Origin of the sequence: Marinomonas gallaica (assembly GCF_049821165.1) — a bacterium.
In the GTDB taxonomy this organism is placed as follows: Bacteria; Pseudomonadota; Gammaproteobacteria; order Pseudomonadales; family Marinomonadaceae; genus Marinomonas; species Marinomonas gallaica.
Map to the genome: position 1 here is coordinate 313539 of NZ_CP187511.1, position 25977 is coordinate 339515.

The 25977-nt window shown below is 47.9% G+C and carries 23 protein-coding genes; 6 read left to right on the top strand and 17 right to left on the bottom strand.

Annotated elements, in window-relative coordinates; all coding sequences use genetic code 11:
- Positions 1–5: 5 nt before the first annotated feature.
- The 9 genes from ACPUEK_RS01445 to ACPUEK_RS01485 all read right to left on the bottom strand — a co-directional run bounded on the left by ACPUEK_RS01445 (position 6) and on the right by ACPUEK_RS01485 (position 8684).
- Positions 6–956 carry an SMP-30/gluconolactonase/LRE family protein gene (locus ACPUEK_RS01445; protein ID WP_425642049.1) on the bottom strand — a complete coding sequence of 317 codons (951 nt, stop codon included), beginning with the start codon at positions 954–956 and terminating at the stop codon, positions 6–8.
- A gap of 4 nt (positions 957–960) precedes the next feature.
- The gene (locus ACPUEK_RS01450; protein ID WP_425642050.1) at positions 961–2253 is read right to left on the bottom strand and encodes a TRAP transporter large permease; all 1293 of its coding nucleotides are present in this window, start codon (positions 2251–2253) and stop codon (positions 961–963) included.
- Positions 2253–2774 (bottom strand): TRAP transporter small permease, encoded by a 522-nt coding sequence (locus ACPUEK_RS01455; protein WP_425642051.1) that lies wholly within the window; start codon positions 2772–2774, stop codon positions 2253–2255. Before ACPUEK_RS01455 ends, ACPUEK_RS01450 begins: the two co-directional genes overlap by 1 nt.
- A gap of 1 nt (position 2775) precedes the next feature.
- Positions 2776–3747, bottom strand: a complete 972-nt coding sequence (gene dctP / locus ACPUEK_RS01460) for a TRAP transporter substrate-binding protein DctP (RefSeq protein ID WP_425642052.1) — start codon at positions 3745–3747, stop codon at positions 2776–2778.
- A gap of 140 nt (positions 3748–3887) precedes the next feature.
- Entirely contained in the window at positions 3888–5375 is a 1488-nt protein-coding gene (locus tag ACPUEK_RS01465) for a tripartite tricarboxylate transporter permease (protein WP_425642053.1), read from the bottom strand.
- Between the two features lie 12 nt (positions 5376–5387).
- Positions 5388–5846, bottom strand: a complete 459-nt coding sequence (locus tag ACPUEK_RS01470) for a tripartite tricarboxylate transporter TctB family protein (RefSeq protein ID WP_425643044.1) — start codon at positions 5844–5846, stop codon at positions 5388–5390.
- A gap of 65 nt (positions 5847–5911) precedes the next feature.
- Positions 5912–6865 carry a Bug family tripartite tricarboxylate transporter substrate binding protein gene (locus tag ACPUEK_RS01475; protein ID WP_425642054.1) on the bottom strand — a complete coding sequence of 318 codons (954 nt, stop codon included), beginning with the start codon at positions 6863–6865 and terminating at the stop codon, positions 5912–5914.
- A gap of 124 nt (positions 6866–6989) precedes the next feature.
- The gene (locus ACPUEK_RS01480) at positions 6990–7667 is read right to left on the bottom strand and encodes an RraA family protein (protein WP_425642055.1); all 678 of its coding nucleotides are present in this window, start codon (positions 7665–7667) and stop codon (positions 6990–6992) included.
- 12 nt (positions 7668–7679) lie between these two features.
- The gene (locus tag ACPUEK_RS01485) at positions 7680–8684 is read right to left on the bottom strand and encodes a hydroxyacid dehydrogenase (RefSeq protein ID WP_425642056.1); all 1005 of its coding nucleotides are present in this window, start codon (positions 8682–8684) and stop codon (positions 7680–7682) included.
- A 147-nt stretch (positions 8685–8831) separates the two neighbouring features.
- On the opposite strand from ACPUEK_RS01485, the gene ACPUEK_RS01490 reads away from it, so the two are divergent.
- Complete coding sequence (locus ACPUEK_RS01490) at positions 8832–9731, top strand: LysR substrate-binding domain-containing protein (RefSeq protein WP_425642057.1); 900 nt, start codon at positions 8832–8834, stop codon at positions 9729–9731.
- Between the two features lie 79 nt (positions 9732–9810).
- Here ACPUEK_RS01490 and ACPUEK_RS01495 read toward each other — a convergent pair whose 3' ends face one another.
- The 6 genes from ACPUEK_RS01495 to ACPUEK_RS01520 form a co-directional block, all read right to left on the bottom strand.
- Positions 9811–10776, bottom strand: coding sequence for a Bug family tripartite tricarboxylate transporter substrate binding protein (locus ACPUEK_RS01495; protein WP_425642059.1), 966 nt, complete (start codon positions 10774–10776; stop codon positions 9811–9813).
- A 109-nt stretch (positions 10777–10885) separates the two neighbouring features.
- A complete protein-coding gene (locus tag ACPUEK_RS01500) occupies positions 10886–11989 on the bottom strand; it encodes an amidohydrolase family protein (protein WP_425642060.1) in 1104 nt (367 codons plus the stop codon).
- Between the two features lie 35 nt (positions 11990–12024).
- The gene (locus ACPUEK_RS01505; protein WP_425642061.1) at positions 12025–12822 is read right to left on the bottom strand and encodes an amidohydrolase family protein; all 798 of its coding nucleotides are present in this window, start codon (positions 12820–12822) and stop codon (positions 12025–12027) included.
- Positions 12822–14315, bottom strand: a complete 1494-nt coding sequence (locus ACPUEK_RS01510; RefSeq protein ID WP_425642062.1) for a tripartite tricarboxylate transporter permease — start codon at positions 14313–14315, stop codon at positions 12822–12824. The genes ACPUEK_RS01505 and ACPUEK_RS01510 overlap by 1 nt, the downstream gene beginning before the upstream one ends.
- Before the next feature lie 23 nt (positions 14316–14338).
- Entirely contained in the window at positions 14339–14803 is a 465-nt protein-coding gene (locus tag ACPUEK_RS01515) for a tripartite tricarboxylate transporter TctB family protein (RefSeq protein ID WP_425642064.1), read from the bottom strand.
- The gene (locus ACPUEK_RS01520; protein ID WP_082443822.1) at positions 14803–15759 is read right to left on the bottom strand and encodes a Bug family tripartite tricarboxylate transporter substrate binding protein; all 957 of its coding nucleotides are present in this window, start codon (positions 15757–15759) and stop codon (positions 14803–14805) included. The genes ACPUEK_RS01515 and ACPUEK_RS01520 overlap by 1 nt, the downstream gene beginning before the upstream one ends.
- 157 nt (positions 15760–15916) lie before the next feature.
- On the opposite strand from ACPUEK_RS01520, the gene ACPUEK_RS01525 reads away from it, so the two are divergent.
- The gene (locus tag ACPUEK_RS01525) at positions 15917–16834 is read left to right on the top strand and encodes a LysR family transcriptional regulator (protein WP_425642065.1); all 918 of its coding nucleotides are present in this window, start codon (positions 15917–15919) and stop codon (positions 16832–16834) included.
- Positions 16835–16989: 155 nt separating this feature from the next.
- Here the strand turns inward: ACPUEK_RS01525 and ACPUEK_RS01530 are convergent, their stop codons facing one another.
- Positions 16990–18399, bottom strand: a complete 1410-nt coding sequence (locus ACPUEK_RS01530; RefSeq protein WP_067033175.1) for an NAD(P)(+) transhydrogenase (Re/Si-specific) subunit beta — start codon at positions 18397–18399, stop codon at positions 16990–16992.
- 9 nt (positions 18400–18408) lie between these two features.
- Positions 18409–19977: a Re/Si-specific NAD(P)(+) transhydrogenase subunit alpha gene (locus ACPUEK_RS01535; RefSeq protein WP_425642066.1), complete on the bottom strand. Its 1569-nt coding sequence runs from the start codon at positions 19975–19977 to the stop codon at positions 18409–18411.
- Between the two features lie 576 nt (positions 19978–20553).
- On the opposite strand from ACPUEK_RS01535, the gene ACPUEK_RS01540 reads away from it, so the two are divergent.
- From ACPUEK_RS01540 to ACPUEK_RS01555, 4 genes are read left to right on the top strand one after another with little or no spacing between them, the layout of a single operon-like run.
- On the top strand, positions 20554–21051 hold the full coding sequence (locus ACPUEK_RS01540) for a formate dehydrogenase subunit gamma (protein ID WP_067215855.1): 498 nt from the start codon (positions 20554–20556) through the stop codon (positions 21049–21051).
- The gene (locus ACPUEK_RS01545) at positions 21051–22625 is read left to right on the top strand and encodes a formate dehydrogenase beta subunit (protein ID WP_425642067.1); all 1575 of its coding nucleotides are present in this window, start codon (positions 21051–21053) and stop codon (positions 22623–22625) included. Before ACPUEK_RS01540 ends, ACPUEK_RS01545 begins: the two co-directional genes overlap by 1 nt.
- A gap of 2 nt (positions 22626–22627) precedes the next feature.
- Positions 22628–25501 (top strand): formate dehydrogenase subunit alpha, encoded by a 2874-nt coding sequence (gene fdhF, locus ACPUEK_RS01550; RefSeq protein WP_425642068.1) that lies wholly within the window; start codon positions 22628–22630, stop codon positions 25499–25501.
- A gap of 20 nt (positions 25502–25521) precedes the next feature.
- Entirely contained in the window at positions 25522–25755 is a 234-nt protein-coding gene (locus tag ACPUEK_RS01555) for a formate dehydrogenase subunit delta (RefSeq protein ID WP_067215863.1), read from the top strand.
- The last annotated feature ends 222 nt before the right edge of the window (positions 25756–25977 follow it).

The window sequence follows — 25977 nt, forward strand, 5'->3', positions numbered from 1 at the left end:
GACGTCTAACGGCCGGTATAACCGGAATACATCGGATGCCCTGAAATGTTGAGCTCTTCAGGAAACTCGACTTTGAGAATTGAACCACTGTCCGATTCCGTCATATAAAGCGTACGCAAATCTTTGCCACCGAATGCACAGTTTGTAGTACCCAAGCCTTTGGGAGATCGAACCACCGCTACGGGGCGACCTAGATTGTCATGTATCCAAACTAACCCCATACCCGTTTGACAAACCACGACACCATTTTGAGCGGTCAGTGCCAACCCATCTGGACCCGCGCGCCCACCATTGAACTGTAAAAACAGGCCAGCTTTGTTAACACGCCCACTTTCTGACAATGGCAGACGCCACACTGCATTAGCGCGCGTGACGGCTAGATACAGTACATGGCTGTTTACATCCAACACCAAACCATTGGGGCTTGGAGCTGTATCAATCAAACAAGTCAGCTCCCCCGTCTCAGGCTGCCAACGGTATACTCGGCCAGTGGGGTCTTGCAGTCCCGTCTGGCCTTGATCCGTAAAATACAACGAACCATCTGGACCAAAGTGTAAATCATTACAGCCCTTAAAACCTTCAGAATCACAGTCCTTCAGCACCCCTGTCACCTCACCTGACTGCGGATCAAGCTGCATAATGCCATTCTGAAAGTCGGCGATAAAAATACGTCCATCCTTGTGGATTTTTAGACCGTTTGGCTGCCCATTGTATTCAGCGACTTGAACCACTTTCCCAGCAGGGTCCGCTCGCATAATGCGTCCAAAGGGAATATCAACAAAGTATAAATTGCCGTCACGATCAAATGATGGCCCTTCAATGAAACTGTCTACCGTAGCGCCTCGTTTATTACGAGTCGCCCAATAGGAAGACGCATTGGGACGACGTAAGGATTCAGGTAACTCAGTAAAAACTTCCGCATCAAATACAGCGGGCTCTGGAAGAGGATACGTCATGTTATCAACCTGTTGTTAAGGAGGGTAAATACAAAGCGATTTCCGGAAACGCCATCAATAGGAAAAGAAAAGCCACAATGACAATGAAGAAAGGCAAGGTGCCCATCACAACGTCTTCGACTTTTACGTTCTTAGAAGAACTCGCAACAACAAACAAAATCACCCCAAGTGGAGGGGTCAGTTGTCCCAGCTCAACCAGAATCACGACGAACACACCAAACCATATAAGGTTAATATCCAACGCCATCAAGGCAGGAAAAATAACCGGTACGATGATTGCGATCATACCTAAGCCTTCCATAAAGCAGCCTAGGATCGCAAAGATCACCATGACGATGACAAGAAACATGAAACGCGAGACGTCCGCTTCCTGCAAGTAATTCACCAGAGTTTCACCCGCCCCAGACAAAGCCGTTGCGTACGCAAAAATCATAGAGGTAAACACGATGAACAAAATATTACCGCTCATTTTGATCGTGCGCGTCAACGCATTACGCAGCAAAGCCACATTTAAGCGTTTATAAATCCCCGCGACCAGCATTGCCCCTAACACGCCTACAGCACCCGCTTCAGTGGGCGTCGCAATGCCACCATAAATGCTGCCCAAAACGATGAATATCAACATTAAGAATGGAAAAACGTCAAGAGCGGCGGTGTATAGCTCTTTAAACGTCAGCTTACTTTTGTCGACAGGCACTAAATTAGGATTCAACGTACAGCGAATCATGATAAGCCCCATGTAGAACACGGCCAGCAAAATACCTGGCAACATGCCTGCAGAGAATAATTGGGCGATCGAGGTCTCGGTAAAAGTGGAGTAAATGATCATGGTGATGGAGGGCGGAATCAAAATGCCTAACGTGCCCCCTGCCGCCAATGAGCCAGACACTAAGCGGATGTTGTAACCGCGCGATGACAATTCAGGCAATGCCACGGTTGACATCGCAGCGGCCGTCGGTGCGCTGCCACCGGAGATAGCAGCAAAAATGCCACTGCCCGCGATGTTCGTGTGCAGTAAGCCTCCGGGTAAACGACGCACAAAAGGAGAGACCCCATTATACAATCGAGAACTCAGTCCTGAGCCTAATAAAATTTCCGCCATAAGAATGAAGAGCGGAATGGCTGCGAGCGTAAAACTGTTCGCAGAGCCCCAACTCACAATGCCTAAAGCCTTCCAACCGGCAAAGCCCTTAATGGCCCACAGATAAGTTAAGCCAGCACTGGCGACAGCAAACTGAACCCACATGCCTCCAACTATCAGGCCAACAAGAAGACCAAATATTAAAATGCCTTCCATTATTGATCACCGTCCTTCATACGTAACAAAATAAGCAGGTGCTCTACTAAAAAAATACCGATGACAACAAAGCCTAAAGGCAAAAGCGTCTGTGGTATCCATAAAGGCGTGCGCAGAACGGTGGGAGCAAACTTGCCGCGGCTAAAAGAACTGCCCACCAGGTCAAACGTTTTCCACGCCAGTACCGCACAGATGGCAATGGCTAACAGAGCGAACACAGCACCGAGCAGCCTTTTTACCGAATACGGGAATGCATCGAACACGACCTGTACTTGGAACAAAGAGTTCGCTCTTACCGCCATCGCTGCGCCAAACAACGTAAGCGCCACCACTAAGTATCCCGTTACTTCCTCGACAAATCCAAGGGAGTAGCCGAAGACGGCTCTCAAAAAGACTTCCAGCGACACCAGCAACACCAAAGCAGTGAGCATCACGGAAGTCAGAACCCCCACACTTTTGCCTAACAGATTGAAAAAAGGTGCGGCGGGTGCCACACCTTGTAAAGGTTGCTCGGAATGCATACTACTTACCAATCGCCTTTAGAACGACAGACAAGGCCTGTTCGTATTCAGCGCCATTTTCTTTCGCCCATTCAGTCCAGTAAGGACGCAGCAAATCACGTGCTTTTTGAGCATCACCCTCTGCCGCAATAGTGATGAGCATACCCTTTGATTGCTGAGACGCCATTTGCGCCTTTTCATCTTCAATGAATTCCGCCGAAATCTTGTCACCCTCTTCGGCCACGATGTGACGCAAAATGGTTTGATCTTCTTGATCTAAATCCTCGAAGGAATCGATGTTGGCGATGATCATTGAGTTACCGTAATTCACCGCAAAACGGTAGTTGTTTGGCAAAAACTCATGCCATTTTTTTGCACCGCCAGCGCTCGCCGTCAACACACCGTCGATCACACCACGCTCCAATGCCGTAGGCACTTCGCTGCCAGACAAGGTAATAGGTAAGCCACCAAAGGTCTCTACAAATTGGCCTTGTTCCGGAGAGGTCACACGAATTTTATGGCCTTTAATATCACTCAGTTGATCGACAGGGAAAGTGGTGAAAAACACTTGTTGCGGATAACGATAGCCGCCCAATAAAACCACATCTTGCTGCTCAAATGCCTCTTCAAGCATTGGTTTCATTGCCTCATAGGCTTTCTCCCACTCTTGATCATTTTCGATCAGCATGGGCAGATTCAATACGCGAGCAATCGGCACATTCCCAGAAAAGAAATAATCGGCCGCGAAGTCCACAATGCCATCGCCTACAGCCTGAGTGATGTCAGCGGATTTGATTTGCAGGGTTTTACCGAGGTGGATTTTAATATCTAGGTCACCGTCCGTTTCTGACGCAACGCGCTCGCTGATACGAGTCATACCTTTTACTGCGGCAGTAGTTGACACAGATGAGTAAGTATAACCTGTCCAGCTCGTCGCACTGGCCGCAACCGAACACACCATTAAAGTACTGGCAACTATCGTTTTTAATTTCATGTAAGTCTCCGTAGCATTTGAACTATATTTATTATTGCTAACAAAGTTAGCCAAGAAGATACTTGGCCACTTAAATAAGACAAGGCTGGCGCAGTGATGAGCCAACCTTGTCTACACCTTTTTGCGCATTAGCTTTTTGGCTAGCGAGCTTTCACAATGCGACGTTTGATCATAGGGCCTACCACAACCGCGATGGTCATTGCGACCAACACTAAGCTTGTTGTGTTAGCGAACAGTGAAGACCATTGACCTTGACCAATCAATAACGTCAAACGTAGATTTTCTTCCGCAAACCCACCGAGGATCAAGCCAAGAACCACAGGCGGTAATGGGAATTTAAACTTGTCCATGACATAGCCAATTAAACCGAAACCAAGCATCAAGTAGACATCGAACATCCGACCGTTTATGGAATAAACACCGATGAACATCAATACAATAATGATGGCCCCTAACACAGGACGAGGCAGCTTTAGTAGATGTGCGAAACTGTTGGTAGCCAGCGATCCACCTAAGAAAACCAATAGGATTGCGCCAAACAAGAACTGCCACATAAACCCAAAGACCACATCAGGATTATCACGGAATAACATGGGACCTGGCTGCAAGCCATGTACCAATAATCCCCCTAACATAACGGCCGCTACCGCAGTGCCAGGAATCCCCAGCGTTAAGGCAGGAATCAGCGCAGAAGCCGTATCCGCGTTGTTGGCTGTTTCAGACGCCGCAACACCTTCTGGCTCTCCTTTGCCCCATTCGTCTGGATTATTACTCGCACGACGCGCTTCATTATAAGACATGAATGCTGCCATAGAGCCGCCAGCACCTGGCAGGATACCGATCCAAATACCAATCAATGAAGAGCGAATCCATGTTTTCCAGAAATGGAACATCTTCGGCAAACTGCGCCACAGCGATTCTGTTTTAAGCGCTTTACCAGCTTCTTTTGTATCCAACGGCTGCTCAAGCAAATCGATCACAGGCGGCATGGCGTAAAGCCCCACCAACAAAATGACCATGTTGATGCCATCTAAAAGCTCAAGTTGACCAAAGGTAAAACGGTCTTCACTGGTAATTGGGTCTGCCCCCACCATGGAGACAAAGATACCAAAACAAGCACTGATCAGACCTTTGATCGGGTTTTCACCTAACAAGAAGATAATGCTACAAAGGCCGAATACAGCGATCCAAAAGACCTCCGACGGACCAAATAAAAGCGTCACTTTCGCTAACGGCGGCGCCAACAGCATTAAAGCGAGGGCACTGGCAATCCCCCCAATTGCAGAAGACACGACAGCGATTTGCAACGCAAAGCCACCACGGCCACTTTGTGCCATAGGGTAACCGTCAAAACTGGTCGCCACCGCGGCCGGTGTGCCAGGAATACGTAATAGTACGGCCGGTATCGCGCCACCGTACATGGCACCGTTATAAATACCTGCCATTAAGCCTAAGGCGACTAATGGGTCTAAACCAAACGTAAAAGGAACCAATACTGAGATGGCCATTGTGGCACTCAAGCCCGGCATTGCACCCACTGCAATACCCGACAATACGCCAATCACAATGGCAAAAAAGTTATCTAATGTGAGCACGCTCGGCAGAGCGGAAATAAGATCCATGTACATAATTTGCCACCTTTACCAAATTGAGCCCATCGGAAAATCTTTAGCCATTGCCATACCAAAGATAAGATAAATACCTGCAACCACAATGACGTCAGCTATCAGTAGAATTTTTACGCTGCGGCAGCCGAAAAGATAAGCCGTCACGGGTACGAAGATCGCGGTCGTAAGATAAAATCCGAAAAGGTCTACACAGGTGACAAATAGGAAAACAGACAGTAAAGCGCCAACGACACGCTTAGGCGATTCGAGCGCAGGCGTATGAGGTGCCTTATTGCTTCGAGCTTTACTGACATCAATCACGATTAATATGACCGATAGAAGCATCAGAGAGACAAGCATGGCAACCGGCAACAATGAGGCATTGCCGTTGAGCTCTAAAGCAGGCACAAGGAACGCAGCTGATGCAATAAAAATGCAGATTGCAATTACTATCATCGGCCGAAACAATGGTTTTGTATTGTTATTATTCATCACAAGCCACTATCCAAAAGGGTAAAAAAAAGGTGTGGGGCAAGATTACCCCACACCGACAGCGATTATTTCCAAGGAGTGGTTTCCCAAACCTGTTTCGCTAACTCGTATAACTCATCGTTTAGATTCTTGAAGTCTTCACCAATGGAAGCTTCAACTGGGTTCGCTGTTGCTTTCATTTTCGCTAACAATTCAGGATCGTTTGCGGCTTGATTAAATGCCTCAAGCAACTTCAGCTCAACGTCCGCGGGTAAACCTGCAGGCGCAACGAAACCACGCAATGCACCATTAACAAAATCAACACCCTGTTCTTTGAAGGTCTCTACATTCGGCGCAAACTCAGAGCGTTTCGCTTGGGCAACACCAATCACATTCAACTCATCTTTAAAGGCCGCTACCTCTGAGATATTCAACACACCAGCTGCTACATGCCCGCCTAGAATGGCCGTACGAGCTGCGGAAGACCCTTTGAAGGGAATGATGGTGAATTCTGTATCCGTAATGTTTTGGAATTTCGTTAACCCTAAATGGTCATCTCCACCCAGACTGGACATGCCAACCGTAATCGAACGAGGCGCTTTTTTAGCAGCTTCAATCAACTCTTGAGCGTTGGTGATGCCCGTTTTTTTAGCCGTTACAATAACGTTCGGGTCACTGACGATGTTGGCAAGAAACGTAAAGCTGTCTGCTGAATACTTCGCCTCACGGTCTAATGTACGTGCCATCATACCCGGTAGGTTGTACGTACCAATGGTGTAGCCATCTGGATCAGAGTGAGCTACTTCGGTAATACCAATTTGTCCACTGGCGCCTGGCATGTTTTTCACAACGATGCTGGCATCATTACCTAGGTATTTTTCAACAAATGGCGCTACATTGCGTGCCATAACATCCGTACCGCCACCGGCAGAGAAACCCACAATCAGTGTGATCGGTTTCTCTGGGTAATCAGCCAATGCAGCACCCGATGCGAATAACAAGGCACTCATAAGCGCAGCTTTCTTTTTATAATTGAACATGCGTCTTCTCCTGAGATTTTACGTTTAGTAGAGAGGTGTCCCTACTGTATATTTGAGCCTCCGCTCAGACCCAAACACTTAGATAGCCAGTTGTAAAAATTTACAGCTGGCTAAAATTCAGTATTTATTCTGGAAATTTACAGCCTTTTTCTTTCAGTGCCGCATCGACCCAGCTACGATCGTTGGTACGTGCTTTAATCGCCGCCATTTGCTTCACTTCTTTATCTTGTTTTTCCATTGTGCTGGCCAATACCGCTTCAGCATGATCCAGTGGCACCGCTAAAACGCCATCACAATCACCGATCACAATGTCTCCTGGATGGATGATCATGCCATCAATACTTATGGGTACATTGATTTCGCCCGGACCATCTTTGTAAGGACCTCGATGCGTCACACCCGCCGCAAATGTCGGTAAGTTTGTTTCTTCAAAGGCATCCAAATCACGAATGGCGCCATTTAGAACAAAACCAGCCACGCCGCGGTTGATTGCATGGGCCAGCATTAGCTCACCCATTAGGGCATTGCTTAGATCACCACCGGCGTCCACAACAATCACATCACCCGGCTCAGCCATATCAATGGCCTTATGAAGCATTAAGTTGTCGCCAGGACGAGATTTCACTGTGATCGCGGAACCGATCATAGCGCCTGAGGTGTGCATTGGACGTAGTGTTGGACCCGCAGCAAAAACACGATTCATTGAATCGGATACGTTGGCCACTGGAAGACCGGTAAACGCCTTGATCATTTCATCTGACGCTTTACGCTCACGTTTCAAAACTTGGAAACCAATAGACATTTTTTATTCTCCTTATTGCACGTATTGCGCTGGATCGGCTAACAATGTGCGGTTAATGATGCGATGGGCTGGAAGACATTTACCTTCAACAATGGCCACAATGCCTGCGACAGCATCTTCACTGACACGTGTGCTACCTTCCTTCGTCACACCACCAATGTGCGGTGTGACAACGATCGCGTCTTCTTTTAAGAATGGGTGATCGGCAGCAGGGGGCTCAACGGCAAAGGTATCCAAGCCTGCACCAGCAAGATGACCTGACTGAATAGCCGCCACCAAGGCCGCTTCATCGATCAAACCACCACGAGCCGTGTTTACGATATAGCTGCCTTTTGGCATCCTAGCGATATTTTCAGTATTGATGACGGAGCGAGTTTGTTCCGTAAGAGGGCAATGCAAGCTTAGAATATTGCTCTTTGATAGCATTTCTTCGAGCGTTTCGCAGCGCGTCACACCGTACTCAGTAAAGACGGCGTCACTCGCGTATGGGTCGTATCCGAATAGGTTCAAACCAAAGGCTTTCGCCATTCGAGCCGTTGCTTGGGCAATGGCTCCCATACCAAACAAGCCCATGTTTTTGCCCGCCAACTCAACACCGGAAAACCCGGGTTTTTCCCATCGGCCTTCACGAAGACTGGTGTCCAGAGGTAACACACGCTTAACCGCAGAAAACATCAGCGCAATGGCATGTTCAGCCACCGATACCGCATTTGCTCCCGTCGCAACCACCACAGGAATATTGCGTTGAGCGGCAGCTTCGATGTCAATGTTGTCCACACCAACACCATGTTTAGCAATCACTTTTAGATGGGGGAGGCCAGCATCGAGCGTTTCAGCATCTAAGCGACCCATACGTGAAATGACACCCACAGCCAACGTCTCGCGAAGTAGGTTCGCAATGGTTGCACTGTCCGCGTAAGGCGGAGTGTGAACGGGCGTGTATCCTTTGTCCTCTAAGAATTGTGTAGCACTAGGCGCTAGACTAGGCCCAGTTACAAGAATATTTTTCGTTGTCATATTGTTCTTATCTTCATTTAGAAAAGCAGTCATCGAGCGCGTTCAAAATGTTTAAACACAATTCGATTCGATGGAAATAGACTACGAAAAAGGTTTGCTTTAGTATATCGAATAATATTTTACAACATATAAAGGTTTTCTTTATAAGTGAACACTAGACATCTCAAAACATTATTAGCCATCCATAAATACCGCACATTTTCTCAAGCCGCTGAGAAAGTAAATTTAACGGCTGCAGCGGTTGGTCAGCAGGTTGTTTCCTTAGAACAAGAACTTAGGACCGAATTGTTTGATCGTTCCACTCGTCCGCCGACGTTCACACCACAGGGATTGCAAGTGGTCGACATGGCGATCAAAATCCTTCGACTGGAAGAAGATACCAAGCTTTCTTTACGCGGAGTCGTCGTATCTGGCACTTTAATGATCGGCTCAGTGCGCTCCAGTGCCGTCAATGTTGTGCCAGGGGCCATGGTAAAAATGCGTACAAAGTACCCTGATTTAAAAACCAACCTGCGCATCGGGCTCTCTGCACAGCTGGTTTCAGATGTGGCATCAGGCCATCTAGACGCCGCCATCATTGCGGAACATATCAGCATTCCGCAACACTTGACGTGGCATCCCTTTTTAGATGAACCACTCTGGCTCGTGCTGCCTAAGGATATGGAAATACGCCCCATTAAAGAGATGTTAAATGAGTACCCCTTCATTCGCTTTAAAAGCGCTGTTCCGCTCGCTAATGTCATTGATACCGAACTTTCACTACTGGGTGTCACCACCAACGATGTGGCAGAAGTCGACACCATCAATGCGCTTATTACCTGCGCTCGTAGTGGTTTAGGCATTACCGTGGTACCGCAAATGTTTTTACTGGAATCAGAAATGACCAATTTAGCCAAAGTTGAGTTTGGATCGCCGCAAGTATCGCGTAGGATCGGCATTGTTGAACGTAATAATAATCCGCGAAAAGCGATCATAGAAGAGTTACACGACCACTTGGCCGAGCAGTGTGGACGGAACGGCCTACCTAGAATAGACGCCGAAAATTGAGGCGCAAGTCACTAGAGTGGCTTGCTATAAAAGGGTAAAGGCAGGCTTTACCCTTTTATAGCAGATTGGCTAAACCACGTTATTTCCAGGGTGTGTCTTGCCAGATTTTCTCAGCAATGTCATTTTGCTCTTTTGCCAACGTTTTATAAGCAACGCCATTTTCATAATGAACCGGCGTTCCACGTTTTTCCATATCCGCTAAGAATGCTGGATCAGTAGAAAGCTTGTCCAAGGCACTTTTCAGAGTTTTCAGCGTTTCTTCAGGCAAGCCAGCCGGTGCGACCAGGCCTCGATAAGATCCCATTACGACATCGTAGCCCAGCTCCTTGGCGGTTGGGACATCCGGCGCTTGAGCCAGACGTTTATCAGATAGAGTGGCCAGTACGCGCATGTCATCTTCAAAGCCCACTGTTTGGCTGAACGTCATCACCCCCATGTTAATATGGCCACCCATAATAGACGTTCGTGCTAGCGCAGCCCCTTTAAAAGGGACTTGTGTCAGTTTAATATTCGCCGCCTTAGCAAATTGGATCGCTGCGAAGTGATCATTACCGCCTAACGACGCTAATCCCACCGTCATCGCACCCTGTTTTTCTTTAGCGGCTTGAATCAGTTCCTCAACCGTGGTGATCCCCGAGGACTGACTTACCACTAAGGTATTAGGGTCCGACACAAAATTCGCCAGCCATGTAAAACTGTCTGCGTCGTATTCCGCATCACGATCATAGGTTAAAGATAACGCTGCTGGCAGATTCATGGTTCCCAAGGTATAGCCATCCGCTTCTGCCGTAGCCACTTTGGTAAAGCCTATTTGCCCACCGGCTCCTGGATGATTCTTAACGACAACTGCCGCCCCTTCCCCTAGATAGGGTTCTAAATGAGAGGCGATGGTTCGCGCCATCACATCCGTGCCACCGCCAGCCGAATAACCGACTATGACGTCAATGGTTTTATCTGGATACTCACTGGCAATGCTCCAAGACGCGGACAAAGCCGTCGTCAGAGCGACTGCGGAGACAACTGCGGTACGTTTCAAAGTTTTCATGGTTCACCTTTTAGTTTTATTTTTGTGACTAACCAGGCAGCTGCGACAACCTCTGCTACCCCTACTTCCGACGAAACGTCTCCTAAGAAACGTTTGGACATTTGACCACTCAAACGTTCATGTCTATTTGATACACACGTAACGCAGTGGCATGAAACACTTGATTACGAGCCTGCTCGCTCCAATGCTCTGTTATCCGACAAAAGGCATTCCATAAAACGCCATAGGAAAAGCTGCCTTTGTCGACAGGAAAGTTACTTTCAAACATACACCGCTCCTCGCCAAACAAATCAATGACGACGTCAATGTATGGCGCGATACTTTCAGCAAGTGCTTCAGAGCTGGGCGGTTTAGGTTGATCTGCAAAACCGAATCCCATAATCGGCATGCCAAACCCACCTAACTTAATGAATACATTCGGGCATTTCGACAACACTGTCAGCGCGGCGCGCCAATGTGCGAAATGCCGCGCCCGTTCAGTTTTATAAGGACCAATGCCTAACGGTCCGCCCGCATGATTGATGACGATGCGCAAGTCTGGTAACCGCTGAGCGAGCTTAACAACGTCTGCTAATTGGCTCTGATACACCCAGAGGTCCAACAACAAATCACGCTGCAAAAGCTGCTTTGCTCCCGCCATAAATTCCGCGGTCAGCATTAACCCTTCGGGTACGGGAACTGGGTTAGAACGGATAATGGGGTCCGCGTGGGCCGCAACAGGGGTACGCACGCCCTTCAACAATCCTCCTCCGGCGTCTTGCATGGCATCTAGCACCACTGCGACTTCACTTCCTAATAAAAGATCAGCGCCGCCAACAATCGCGGCAGCAACTTTTGTTTGACCGTAGTGCCCGCTGCGCGCTTGGGCGGCAATCCCGCGCACAAACTCCACTTCACCAACAGGCTTCATGGCATCTGGTCCATGTTGGCGATACATTGAGCGACATTGCACAAAGACAGAAGCCACAACATTGCGACCACTAAAACCAATGTCGTCGGCGTACTCCTCTAGCAAATAGCGAAAACCGGAGCGATCCCACAAATGATGGTGCGCATCTACTATGGCAAGTTCTGGTAACAGGGGCGCTTCTTTGACTTGAGCAAGCCACTCAGGATTCGGGTTCGGGTTCGGTGACGTAACCAACATTCTTTGTTGCCAGGGAGCGAGCTCGTTATCTAGCTCATTCCCTTGATTAGACGAAGTCGAAGACATGAGATTCCTTTTTACACGGTCAGTTGACCCGCGTACTAAAACTTATAGAGCTTGGCCGGATTGTGGCTAAAGCAGGCAGCAAACTGTTCCGTGGTCAGCACGTTTTTATAAAATGCCAGCATATCTGTTGTTTTTGGCAACGGGTCGGCCGTCATTACATGAGGCCAATCACTGCCCCAAAGGCAGCGCTCGGTGTAACCCGCTGCCAAAGTCTGAACAATGGCTGTCAGATCTTTATAGTTGCCCACGTGTTGGCTAACTCGGGTGGGCGCTAACTTGATCCATACCCGCCCAGTGTCGAGCAAGCGGCACAGTTGATGTCGTTGTTCAAGATTAAGCGGGGCACAATGACCAAAATGATCAAGTACCACAGCTTGCCCAGCGGGAAGCTCATTCAAGAGCTGCTTAAGGTGCTCATAGCGTGCCGGCTCTGTATTAATCTCCACATGCCAATCCACCTCAGCTCCCATCGCCGCCAATTGAGGTAAGCGCTCCAGATCATTGATACCAAGCCGTGTACGATCCTGAATTCGAAGAGCTCGCACTCCCGCATTGGCAAGAATTTCAAGGTCTTTGCTGTGCTCATCAATCATGGCAACACCGCGTAGCGTCAGTTGATCGTGATGCAACAGCGTCTCGAGTAATCGACTATTATTCGTTCCATCAATGGAAGCTTGCACCACCACCGCTCGACCAATGTCTTCGGTGGTTGCTTCTAAGATAAAGTCGGACAGATCTTTCGCAGGTGCTACATAATTAGAGGATTGGATCACCTCATGATGACTAAAGACATGCATATGGCTGTCGCACAGGATGACATTCGAATTAGACATCAGCCTTCCCCTTTCTGACGTTGCTTTCGCAGCATAGGAATCATCAAGCTGATCAATATACTGATAGCAGTTAAGCCAAATATGGATAACGCAATATCAGAGTTCCAAAAAATGTCTAAACTGCCGTTGCTAGTTAAAAGTGCCTGACGAACACTTTGCTCAAGAGGGGTACCTAAGATCAAACCAATCAGAAGCGGAGGCAAAGGAAACCCTCCTCGACGTAAGACAAACCCAACGAAACCAGCGCCTAGCATTACCCAAACATCGACTAGACTATTGTTCACTGAAAATGCACCCAGTAACGCTAGTATGGTAATGGTTGGAAACAAATGACGCGGTTGAATACGAATCACATGAACGGCAATTTTAAACAGCAACAAACCAAAAATAATGGTCGGGATCGAAGACAGGATTAACGCCTCAAAGATGGCATACACTTCTACGCCATAGTCACGGAATAAAAATGGCCCAGGCGCTAAGCCTTGCAACATAAACGCACCAAGAATCACGGCCGTCACCGCATCACCGGGAATACCCAATGCTAAAGTTGGAATGAGAGCACCACCTGTGACCGCATTATTTGCTGCTTCAGGAGCCGCAACACCTTCATCCGCACCTTTACCAAACTGTTGCGCTTGCTTTGAGCGGGCTCGCGCAAGGCTATAACTCATAAACGCTGGCACGGTTGAACCAATACCCGGCAAAATCCCCACAAACGTTCCGATCAATGACGACCAGAACAGCGTTGCACGCATGCGCCACATATCTAAAAACCTAACCTTGCTAGGTTGAATCTCCGGCATCTCAAGCTCGTTGTGGTGCTCTTGATGTCGTGCAAATAACTTTAGAAACACCTCAGACATGGCGAACAGACCGACCAATACAGGGATGAGCTGTAAGCCGTTTTCCATGGCAAAACTATCAAAGGTAAAACGAGGGGTGCCTTCTATTGGATCAAGCCCTACAATGCCTGCGAACACACCTAGTAGCACCATCAAAGCGGCGTCCAAACGAACACCACCACCAAATAAAATGATGACAAGAAGGGCAAAAAACATCAGTGCCGCCATCTCGGCAGGACCAAAATTCAGTGCCATGGAGGCAAGAGGTTCAGCAAGCAGAATCAACACAAGACAACTGAATATATTGCCTGCCACACTGGCATAAAGCGCAATACGCAATGCTCGTCCACCCTCACCTCTTCGCGCCATCGCATAGCCATCGATGGCCGTTGCAGCAGAAGAAGGCGTACCCGGTACATTGAGCAAAATAGCGGAAATGGAGCCACCGAAAATAGCCCCTTGATAAACCCCTAGAAGCAACGTAATAGCGGGAATAGGCGCCATGGTAAAAGTAACTGGAATCAGTAACGCAATGGCCATGGTCGGCCCTAGTCCTGGAATCGCACCAATGATAATACCTGTTACGATCCCCGATACAGCAGCAACCAGAACCCAAATATCCATCAATGCATTAAAAGCATCCATCAGCATGTTAATAGTCTCCACTCACAGGATTAGGGTAAAGGAATGTTGAGCCCATGCTGAGCACCTAACGTGACAAGCGCTGCCACTAGAAGAGGGAGACCAACATATAAAATAATATGTCGCTCACCAAGGACAAGCGCGGTAGTAATCGCGGCGACACATGCACTGATAAAAAAGCCCATGCTAGGCATAAACCATAATGCCAACACTATTGCCCCAACCACGAGCAACACTTTTATCCATCCTGAAAAAGGGCCAATAGGTTCATCCGTTTTTTTGATTCGCGCCACACAGCACAAAAGAGCGGTTACGGCGATCAGGCCTAGTACAATGCGCGGGAAGAACTGCGCATCAAACAAAGAATCGCCAAAGCTAAATACCTGTACTTGGGTATCTAACGTCCAGAGACCTAGACCCGCAAAACTAGCCGATATTAGGCAAATGAGTGACTGTAAGCCACTCTTTGCCCATAGCTGTGAAACATGGGAGTTCATTACTTCTGACTCAACTCTTTAGCAACATTGCGATAGGTTTCAAGGTTAGATTGAATGATTTCACCCAATTTGTCTCCGCTCATCACCCTAACAGGCTGATTCAGCTTGTTCATAAAGGTTTGGAATTCATCCGATGTAGCGACTTTGGTAAAAGCCGTTTCTAGCTTTTTGACAATCTCAGGGGCAGTACCCGCGGGAGCCATGATGCCTACCACTGATGGGAATTCGACGTTATAGCCAGCCTCTTTTAATGTTGGAACGGACGCAAAGTCAGGATCACGACTGTCATCCAACACACCTAACAGTCTCAGCTTTGAGTCTAGAACCAAATCACGGTAAGCCGGAACTAGGGCGACATCTACGTGGTTGCCTAACAGAGCCGCTGTGGCAGCGCCAGCACCGTTAAACGGTACATGCTTAAGTTTGGCCCCCGTTTCTCGAGCGATTAATTCAAACGATAAATGAGGCCCGCCCATAGCGCCTGCCGTTCCATAACTAATGGACTTATCTGACTTGGCGGCCTTCATTAACTCATCAAACGACTGGTAAGGGCTATCCGCCTGCACCAACACCCCATGGTAAGGACCTGAATAATTTAAAATAGGCGTGAAGTCTTGCACCGAATCGTAGCCAACCGGACGCACTGCAGGGGTCACAAATAAAGGGGAAGAAGTGGTGGCAATCAGTGTGTAGCCATCTGCTTTGGCATTGGCGACGGCTCGCATGGCGTTTGTGCCGCTGGCACCGGGGCGATTCTCTACAACAATCGGTTGTCCAAGCTCCCCTTCCGCTAAACTAGAAAGCTTGCGAGCTGAGATGTCTGTTGTCCCACCCGCACCATATGGCACTACAACAGTGATTGGGTGAGTGGGAAAGTCATCAGCGTATACACTTGAGGTACTGACTAATAGAGCCATCGCTGAACATTTAATCAGTTTTGAGCTAGATAGTTTCATTATTTAAGTTCTCGCATTTTCTGTTTATTTTTATATGGCGTGACATACGATGGGGTTAACCAATAACAAGTCGGCTAACAAAGCACATCTACATAGCAAAATTATTATTGTATATAATCAATAAATTCCAATAGTATTTTATTTGAAATCGATAAATATGAATGATCAATTAGAGTTGCGTGATCTTATATACTTTCAGCGCATTGCCACGCTGGGCCATGTTGGCAAAGCCGCTGAGCAACTTCATAAAACCCAACCTGCGTTAACAGGCAGCATTCGCCGATTAGAGCGTACTCTAAATACACGACTATTTGAAAAAGATGGCCGTAATATTCAGCTTACGGCGGCGGGAAAATTATTGTTGCAGAGATCGCAATCGATACTCGCAAGCGTGCAAGATGTTGCCGAAGAGATCAAAGAGCTAGAGTCCGGTGAGAAAGGCCAAGTGAAGCTTGGATTAGTACCTACTGCAGCGCATCACATACTATTACCGATCATTCATATTCTCACGCGAGACTTCCCCAACATTCAGCTAAAAACCGTCATTGGGCAAACCGATTTTCTCTACGAAAAGCTCAGAGAACGTGAGCTTGATCTGGTCATTGGTCTGTATGGTGAATTAGACGACAATTTTGAATGTGTGCCTTTTTATCAAGATACGATGGTTGTCGTCGCCAATAGTTCACATGACATTTTCAAAGAGGAGATTAGCCTCGCACGCCTTGTAAACTTTAAATGGATCTTAGCACCCAGCTCCGTTATGAGCCGCCAATGGCTTGATCGGGCTTTCGATCTGCATGGTTTCAGCAAACCTGAAGTACAAATTGAAACAAATTTATTGCTTATGATTCCTTCCGTTATTATGAAAACGGAATTGCTGAGTTTTATTTCTAGACGGAACTTAGAAAGTGTCGATACCAGCAAAAAGCATCTCAAAGAAGTTCCCATCGCAGAGCTAAGCATGGATAGGTTCTACAATGTTATCAGCCGTAGAGAAGGCTACCTGTCTCCTGCCGCGAAATGCCTAAGGGACATATTCATCCAACAAGGCCGACGTATATTTGATGGTGATTGAATTGAAGTATCAAAAGACCACTGACCTGTTTTCTTTCGTTTAGAACGGCTATTGGCGTATATAAAAGTATCAACTGTTTTAAGGTGGTCCAATCAAATAAAAAAAAGCCCGAGGCGTGAGCGGATGCCTCGGGCTTTCTTTATTGCCTAAAGAACTTAGTCAGCAGACAAGTGCTTTAGCAAAGCGTCCACTGTTTGCTTCGCGTCACCGAAAAGCATACGAGTGTTGTCTTTGAAGAACAGTGGGTTTTCGACACCCGCGTAACCACGGCTCATACCACGTTTCAGTACGATGGTGTGCTTACCTTTCCATGGCTCAAGTACAGGCATACCTGCAATTGGGCTGTCTTCTACGTCGTTTGCAGCAGGGTTGACGATATCGTTCGCACCGATCACAACAGACACGTCTACTTTCGGGAAATCTTCGTTGATTTCGTCCATTTCGTACACGATGTCGTAAGGCACTTTCGCTTCCGCTAGCAATACGTTCATGTGACCTGGCATACGACCCGCAACTGGGTGGATACCAAAGCGAACATTCACGCCTTTCTCACGAAGTTTCTTAGTGATCTCAAATACTGTGTGCTGTGCTTGCGCAACGGCCATACCGTAACCTGGGATGATCATGACCTCTTTCGCAGATTCCAGCATGTGAGCGGCTTCTTCTGTCTGAATCTCAACAATCTCACCTTGCTCTTCTGCTGCAGCGCCCGCCGCAGGCGTTGATTTCTTCTTCTTGCTACCGATACCGCCTAGGATAACGTTCAAGAATTTACGGTTCATCGCACGACACATGATGTAAGACAGAATCGCACCTGAACTACCCACTAGTGCACCGACTACGATCAGTAGATCGTTACCTAGCATGAAGCCCATGGCCGCTGCTGCCCAACCAGAGTAAGAGTTCAGCATCGACACAACCACTGGCATATCTGCACCACCGATCGCTACCACCAGATGCGCACCAAATACTAAGGCAAGCAATGTAATGATGTATAGGTACATCATACCGTCAGTCGCGCCAACCGCTGCAAACTCAACAATCAGGTAAAGAGAAACCAACACAATCGCTAGGTTCATCATATGACGACCAGGTAACTGCAGCGGGTTACCCGATACTTTGCCGCTTAATTTAAGGTAAGCAACCAAAGAACCCGTAAAGGTAATCGCACCAATGAAGATACCTAAAGAGGTTTCAACATCATGAATACGCTGCGCTACAACCGACTCATAAGCACCGTGGCCTAGGGCATTGGCAAAACCAACGAACACCGCGGCCAAGCCTACCAAGCTGTGTAGAATCGCCACCAATTCTGGCATCGACGTCATTTCAACACGTTTTGCCAAGACATAACCGATGATACCACCCGGTACAAGCCCCAATAGTAGCAAACCGTAGTTGTCTGTCACCGCACCAGCAATGGTCACAACCATTGCCAATACCATACCTAAAATGCCGTAGATGTTACCGCGGCGTGCGCTTTCTTGGTGGCTTAAGCCACCCAGTGCCATGATGAATAAGGCGCTGGCTCCGATGTAGGCAGCCGTCATTACTCCAAAGTTCATTGTCGTCTCCTACTTACGGAACATTTTCAGCATACGATGCGTCACGGCAAAGCCACCGACGATGTTGATGCTGGTAATAAAGATGGCCAAAGCAGCCAGTATCGAAACGATCGGACTATCGTTCGAAACCTGTGTCAACGCACCGACTACGATGATACTACTGATGGCATTGGTCACACTCATTAGTGGCGTATGCAGAGAGTGGCTAACTCCCCAAACCACCATATAACCGACAAAGCACGACAACACAAAGACGGTTAAGTGTCCCATAAACTCAGCAGGCGCAACGCTGCCCACTCCCATTAGCAATGCACCAACAATTAATACTGGTACAAGGAAACCAAAGGCACTCGGTTTCTTCTCTTCTTTCTTAGCGTCTGATTTCGCCTCCGGCAAAGGCTCACTGACATCCGCTTTTGGTGCTGCAGATAAACGTGGCGCCGGTGGTGGCCAAGTGATGTTGCCTTGTTTCACAACCGTTGCACCACGAATCACTTCGTCTTCCATGTTCAGATCAATCTGACCATCTTTGTTCGGGCACAATTCAGTTAGAAGGTGGTAAATATTCGTCGCAAACAATTGGCTTGATTGAGCCGCCATACGGCTTGGCAAGTTTGTGTATCCTACCAACGTAACACCGTGCGCCTGAACCACTTCGTTCGCTTTCGTAAGCTTACAGTTACCGCCCGTTTCTGCCGCCAAGTCAACGATGACACTGCCTGGTTTCATGGAGCGAACCATTTCTTCAGTGATCAGTTCTGGTGCTGGCTTACCCGGAATCAATGCAGTAGTAATAATAATGTCGACATCTTTTGCTTGTTCTGCGAAAAGCGCCATTTCTGCGGCGATGAACTCAGGACTCATGACTTTGGCGTAACCACCTTCGCCACTGCCGTCTTCGTCATCGAAATCCAATACTAGGAATTCCGCATCCATACTTTCGACTTGTTCTTTTACTTCAGGACGCGTATCGAATGCACGAACAATGGCACCCATACTTTTCGCTGCACCAATGGCCGCAAGACCTGCCACGCCAGCACCGATAACAAGTACTTTCGCTGGTGGAACTTTACCAGCGGCGGTAATTTGTCCGGTAAAGAAACGGCCAAAGTGTTGCGCAGCTTCAACGACCGCACGGTAACCCGCGATGTTCGCCATGGAGCTCAATACGTCCATTTTTTGCGCACGAGAAATACGTGGTACGGCATCCAAAGCGACAGCATTTGTACCTCGTTCAGCTAATTGATTTAGCTTCACAGAGTTCTGCGCTGGATAGAGGGTACTAATGAGTGTCTGGTTTTGACCCAAAAGCTCAATGCCATAAAAGCCTAGCTCTGGGTGTTCAACCGGAGGACGAACTTTAATCAAAACGTCTGAATCGTGCCACAGTGCTTTTGTATCACTGGTCACCTCTACGCCTGCAGCTAGATACGCCTCATCTGAATAAGAAGCCGCCGCACCTGCGCCGCTCTCAATCACCAAGTCAAAGCCTAGCTTCTTGACCCTTTCAGCGACTGCTGGGGTCATGGCCACCCGCAGCTCGCCGTCTTCTATCTCTTTCGGTATTCCAATTTTCATAATGATGCCGTACTTATTCTTGTCCGAGTTTAAGCCGAAGTTTTCTTGTATAATCAGTCAACAAAAGTGCCATTCACCTCACTTATGTGGACTATCACCCTATATTGGGATGTAGCCAATTAGAAACCAGCTACCCCGAGTAATCTTGCACACAAGCGTCAGCGCAAGTCGTGATAACGACGATTTTTTGTTTTCCTGTGACTTTTTTATGTCAGCTATAACTTTTTTTGATAGCAAAGCATCACTGAAAGGAGTTTTATGTAGAAAAGCTGACTCGTGACATTGCTTTGCGCAAAACTTAAACAATTATTTCAATTTTAAGATTTGCAAAAACGAATGCGCCAAAGTACTAGAATGTGTCGTAATAAGATAAATGAGCAAAATTGACCTGTGCTAATGTGCGCATCAGTTTTAAACTCTTGACAGCGGCTAAGTAGCAGTTGATTAGTGAAGGTTCTGCAGGAGAACCCTAACTGAACTACACTGCTCTTACACGCATTAACCGCTACAATAATAAGCAACATTTCCGCCAGATTACGAACTCAACTTTGTAGCTGGGCGACAGGAGGAAATACAATGACTACATCTAAAGCAGTTGCATGGGAGCCAGTAACTGCCCAGGCCATCATTGATGAGCTCAAATCCAAGCCAGGAGCTCTATTACCGATTCTACACGCTATTCAGGACCGCTTTTCTTATGTCCCTGAAGAGGCTGTTTCCTTGATCGCTCAGGCGTTGAAGTTAACTCGTGCAGAAGTTCATGGTGTGATCAGCTTCTACCACCATTTTCGTACACATCAACCAGGACGCCACGTTGTTGAGATTTGTCGTGCAGAGGCTTGCCAAGCGCAAGGTTCTCGTGCGCTAGAAGCTCACGCTAAAGCAGCGCTAGGTGTGGACTACCACCAAACGACGGCCGATCGTAACATTACTCTTGAGCCAGTTTACTGCTTAGGCAACTGTTCTTGTGGCCCATCTATTCGTGTGGGTAACGACATTCATGCTGACGTCGATGCAACACGCTTCGATGAATTGGTTGAAGGCCTTAAAACCGATCGAGTGGAGATTCTTTAATGACATTTCGCATTCACGTTCCTTCTGACACGACCGCTAAAGCTCGGGGTGCGGACCGCATTGCTCGTCTGATTGAGATCGTTGCTGAAGAGCATAAAATCGACGTAGAAGTACGTCGTAATGGTACCCGCGGCCTTTACTGGATCGAACCACTTGTAGAAGTGGACACCGACGCTGGTCGCTACGGTTTCGGCCCTGTCAAAGAAGGCGATATTGAGTCTTTGTTTGCAGCAGAGTTTTGGAAAGGTGACGTAGAGCACGCTTTAGCGCTAGGTCTCGTAGAAGAAATTCCGTACCTAAAACGCCAAGAGCGCTTCACGTTCGCACGCTTAGGTATTACTAACCCTGTATCGCTTGAAGATTACCAAGCCAACGACGGTTTTAAAGGCCTACAAAACGCCATCAAACTTTCCTCTCAACAAATCGTTGATGCCGTGAAAGAGTCGGGCCTACGTGGTCGTGGCGGTGCAGCGTTCCCGACTGGCATCAAATGGCAGACGGTTCTGGATGTTGAATCTCCAAAGAATCAAAAATACATCGTCTGTAACGCCGACGAAGGTGACTCAGGTACCTTCGCAGACCGTTTGGTGATGGAATGTGACCCATACATGCTGATTGAAGGTATGACCATTGCAGGTCTTGCTGTTGGCGCAACACAAGGTTATATCTACTGCCGTTCTGAATACCCTCTTTCAATCGAAAATTTGAATCAGGCAATCAAAACAGCGTACGAAAACAACTTGCTAGGTGCTGATATTCTAGGCAGCGGCAACCACTTCGATCTAGAAGTGCGAATGGGTGCCGGTGCCTACATCTGTGGTGAAGAAACGTCACTACTAGAAAGTTTAGAAGGCAAACGCGGCCTAGTGCGCGCGAAGCCACCTTTGCCAGCGATTGTCGGCCTATTCGGCCAACCAACCGTAGTTAACAACGTACTGTCTTTAGCGGCTGTGCCATTCATTATGGACAAAGGCGCGAAAGCCTATGCCGATGTTGGCGTTGGCCGTTCTCGCGGTACGCTACCATTCCAAGTAGCGGGTAACGTTAAGTTCGGCGGCTTGGTGGAATTGGCATTTGGTCCTACACTGAACGAACTGATGTTCGAATTCGGTGGTGGCACACGCAATGGTCGTCCATTACGTGCGGTGCAAGTAGGTGGCCCTTTAGGTGCATACCTACACGAAGGCCAGTGGGATACACCACTAGGCTATGAAGAATTTAGCCAGAAAGATGCGGTACTTGGTCACGGTGGTGTCGTTATGTTTGACGACACGGTTGATATGAGTGAACAGGCACGCTTCTCTATGGAGTTCTGTGTTGCTGAGTCTTGCGGTAAATGTACACCATGCCGTATCGGTTCTACACGTGGTGTCGAAGTGATCGACCGCATTCGCGAAGGTAAGAACGTCGACGCAAACATGGAGTTGTTGTCTGACCTATGTGAGACGATGTTAGACGGCTCTCTTTGTGCCATGGGCGGTATGACACCATTCCCAGTACAGAGTGCCATGAAACACTTTACTGAGGACTTCGTTAAGAACGCAGCTTCAGCGACCCAAGCGAAGGAGGTCTAATTATGTTGCAACATTTTGACCCTAACAAAGACTACGGTACACCAGCTTCTCTAAGCGAGAAGATGGTGACACTGGAAATCGATGGCGTGGAAATCACCGTGCCAGAAGGTACATCTGTGATGCGTGCAGCCGCACTTCACGACATTAATATCCCTAAACTGTGTGCCAGCGATAACCTAGAAGCCTTCGGTTCTTGCCGCATTTGTGCGGTTCAGATTGAAGGCCGCCGTGGCACACCTGCTTCATGTACAACACCTGTTGATGCTGGCATGAAAGTTACGACTCAAAACGACAAGCTTGCGAAGCTTCGTCGTAACATCATGGAACTGTATATTTCCGATCACCCGCTAGATTGTCTGACTTGTCCAGCAAACGGTGACTGTGAACTACAGGACATGGCAGGGGCAGTAGGTCTACGCGAAGTGCGTTACGGCTTTGATGGCAATAACCACCTAGATGCACCAAAAGACCAATCAAACCCTTATTTCACCTTCGATGCGAGTAAGTGTATCGTTTGTTCACGTTGCGTACGCGCCTGTGAAGAAGTGCAAGGTACGTTTGCATTGACGATTGACGGACGCGGCTTCGACTCTAAAGTCGCTGCGGGCCAAGACGAAGATTTCCTTGATTCGGAATGTGTATCGTGTGGCGCTTGTGTACAAGCATGTCCGACCGCCACACTGATGGAAAACTCTGTCATTGACATGGGCACACCTGAGCACAGCGTCACAACGACATGTGCTTACTGTGGTGTCGGTTGTTCTTTCAAAGCAGAAATGAAAGGCGATCAGCTAGTACGAATGGTGCCAGCGAAAGAAGGCGACGCCAACCACGGTCACTCGTGTGTTAAAGGTCGTTTCGCATTCGGTTACGCAACCCATAAAGACCGTATTAAAGCGCCAATGATTCGTGATTCCATCGACCAGCCTTGGAAAGAAGTAAGCTGGGAAGAAGCGATCGGTTTCGCAGCAAAACGTCTAAAAGACATCCAAGCACAATACGGCCGTGAAAGTATCGGTGGTATTACGTCTTCTCGTTGTACTAACGAAGAAACGTACTTGGTGCAAAAACTGATTCGTGCGGCCTTTGGTAACAACAACACCGATACGTGTGCACGTGTATGTCATAGCCCGACCGGTTACGGCCTAAAACAAACACTGGGCGAATCTGCGGGCACGCAAACATTCGACTCCGTTATGTTCTCGGATTGTATTCTTGTTATCGGTGCCAACCCAACAGACGCTCACCCAGTATTCGGCTCGCTAATGCGTCGCCGTCTTCGTGAAGGCGCAAGTTTGATCGTAGCGGACCCACGTGAAATCGATCTTTTGAGCACACCTCACTTAGGCAACTCAACGCACTTGCCTCTTCGCCCTGGTACAAACGTCGCTATGATCAACGCTCTAGCACACGTGGTCATTACCGAAGGCTATGAGGACAAAGAGTTCATTGCAGCACGTTGTGAACAAGGTGCTTATGCGAAATGGCGTGAATTCATTATTGAAGAGCGTCATGCACCAGAAAATGTAGAAGAGATTACAGGCGTTAAAGCAGAGAAAGTACGTGACGCTGCACGTAAGTTCGCAACTGCAAAAAATGCATCAATCTACTACGGTCTAGGCGTTACAGAACATAGCCAAGGTTCAACCATGGTAATGGGCATCGCCAACCTTGCACTGGCGACAGGCAACATGGGGCGTGAAGGCGTTGGTGTTAACCCACTGCGTGGTCAGAACAACGTACAAGGTTCGTGTGATATGGGTTCTTTCCCGCACGAGCTACCAGGTTACCAGCACGTTTCTGACGCTGTTGCCCGTGCTCGTTTCGAGAAAGTATGGGGCGTAACGCTAGACGACGAACCAGGTCTACGTATCCCGAACATGTTCGATGCGGCCTTGTCTGGTGAATTCCGTGCCATGTACGTTCAAGGCGAAGACATCGCTCAGTCCGATCCGAACACACAGCACGTTGAAGCTGCTCTATCAGCATTGGATTGCTTGATCGTACAAGACATTTTCTTGAACGAAACAGCGAAATTTGCTCACGTATTACTACCAGGTTCTACTTTCCTAGAGAAGAACGGTACCTTCACTAACGCAGAGCGTCGTATCAACCGCGTTCGTAAAGTGATGCCACCGGTTGCAGGCAAAGAAGATTGGGAAGTGACAGTTGAGCTTTCAAATGCTTTAGGCTACCCAATGAACTACTCTCACCCATCTGAGATCATGGATGAGATTGCGCAATTGACGCCAAGCTTCGCCAACGTTAGCTACGATATGCTAGAAAAACACGGCAGCCTACAGTGGCCATGTAACGATGAATTCCCGATGGGATCTCCGATCATGCACACTGAAAGCTTCCCTATCGGTGACGAAGGTAAAGCACTGTTCGCTGTAACGGAGTTTGTACCAACAACAGAACGCGCTAACGGCCGTTTCCCATTGTTGCTAACAACCGGCCGTATTTTGAGCCAATACAACGTAGGTGCTCAAACACGTCGTACAGACAACCAAGCGTGGCATGATGAAGATATTCTAGACATTCATCCGCACGATGCCGAAGAGCGCGGTATTAAGACAGGCGATTGGTTGGGCATTACCAGCCGTGCAGGTCAAACTGTTCTGCGTGCGCGTGTTGCTGAGCGTATGCAGCCAGGTGTGGTATACACAACATTCCATCACCCAGGCAGTGGCGCAAACGTGATCACAACCAATAACTCAGACTGGGCAACCAACTGTCCTGAGTACAAAGTGACTGCAGTGCAAGTTGAGAAAGTATCTCAGCCATCTGAATGGCAGAAGAACTTCCAAGACAACCATGAACGTCAATATGAGTTCTTGCGTGGCGCAGCGTCTTCCGCTGATGCTGTTAAATAAGTAGGTATTGAGAGAGCACTATGTTTCATACTGAAGAAGAAAGCATCGTAACGATGATTAACCACATTGCTCAAAACAATGTGAGCGCAGGCTCTGATTCGGACGTCGCAGATATTGTGGAGAACCACATTATTAAATTCTGGTCACGTCGCATGAAGAAGATCCTAGCGGAGCAACTTGCAAGCGGTACGGAAGAATTTGAACCGGCCGCTAAGTTAGCCGCTGAACGCTTATCTGCGAAGGTCAGCGCTTAAGCTTCATTTAGCCATAGCATTACGAAAGCCCCTCATTAGAAGGGGCTTTTTTTTACCTAAATAAATATGTTCATCCCACTCCACTTCGACAAAATTAACGGTACAAGCCGTCATGAATACGCTGAATTGCCACCCATAAAAACGTCCTTTAAATTGCCTATTACCGTCAAAAAAACAATCAGAGTAGCATTTTAAACACTCGCTAAAACGACCTCATAAACA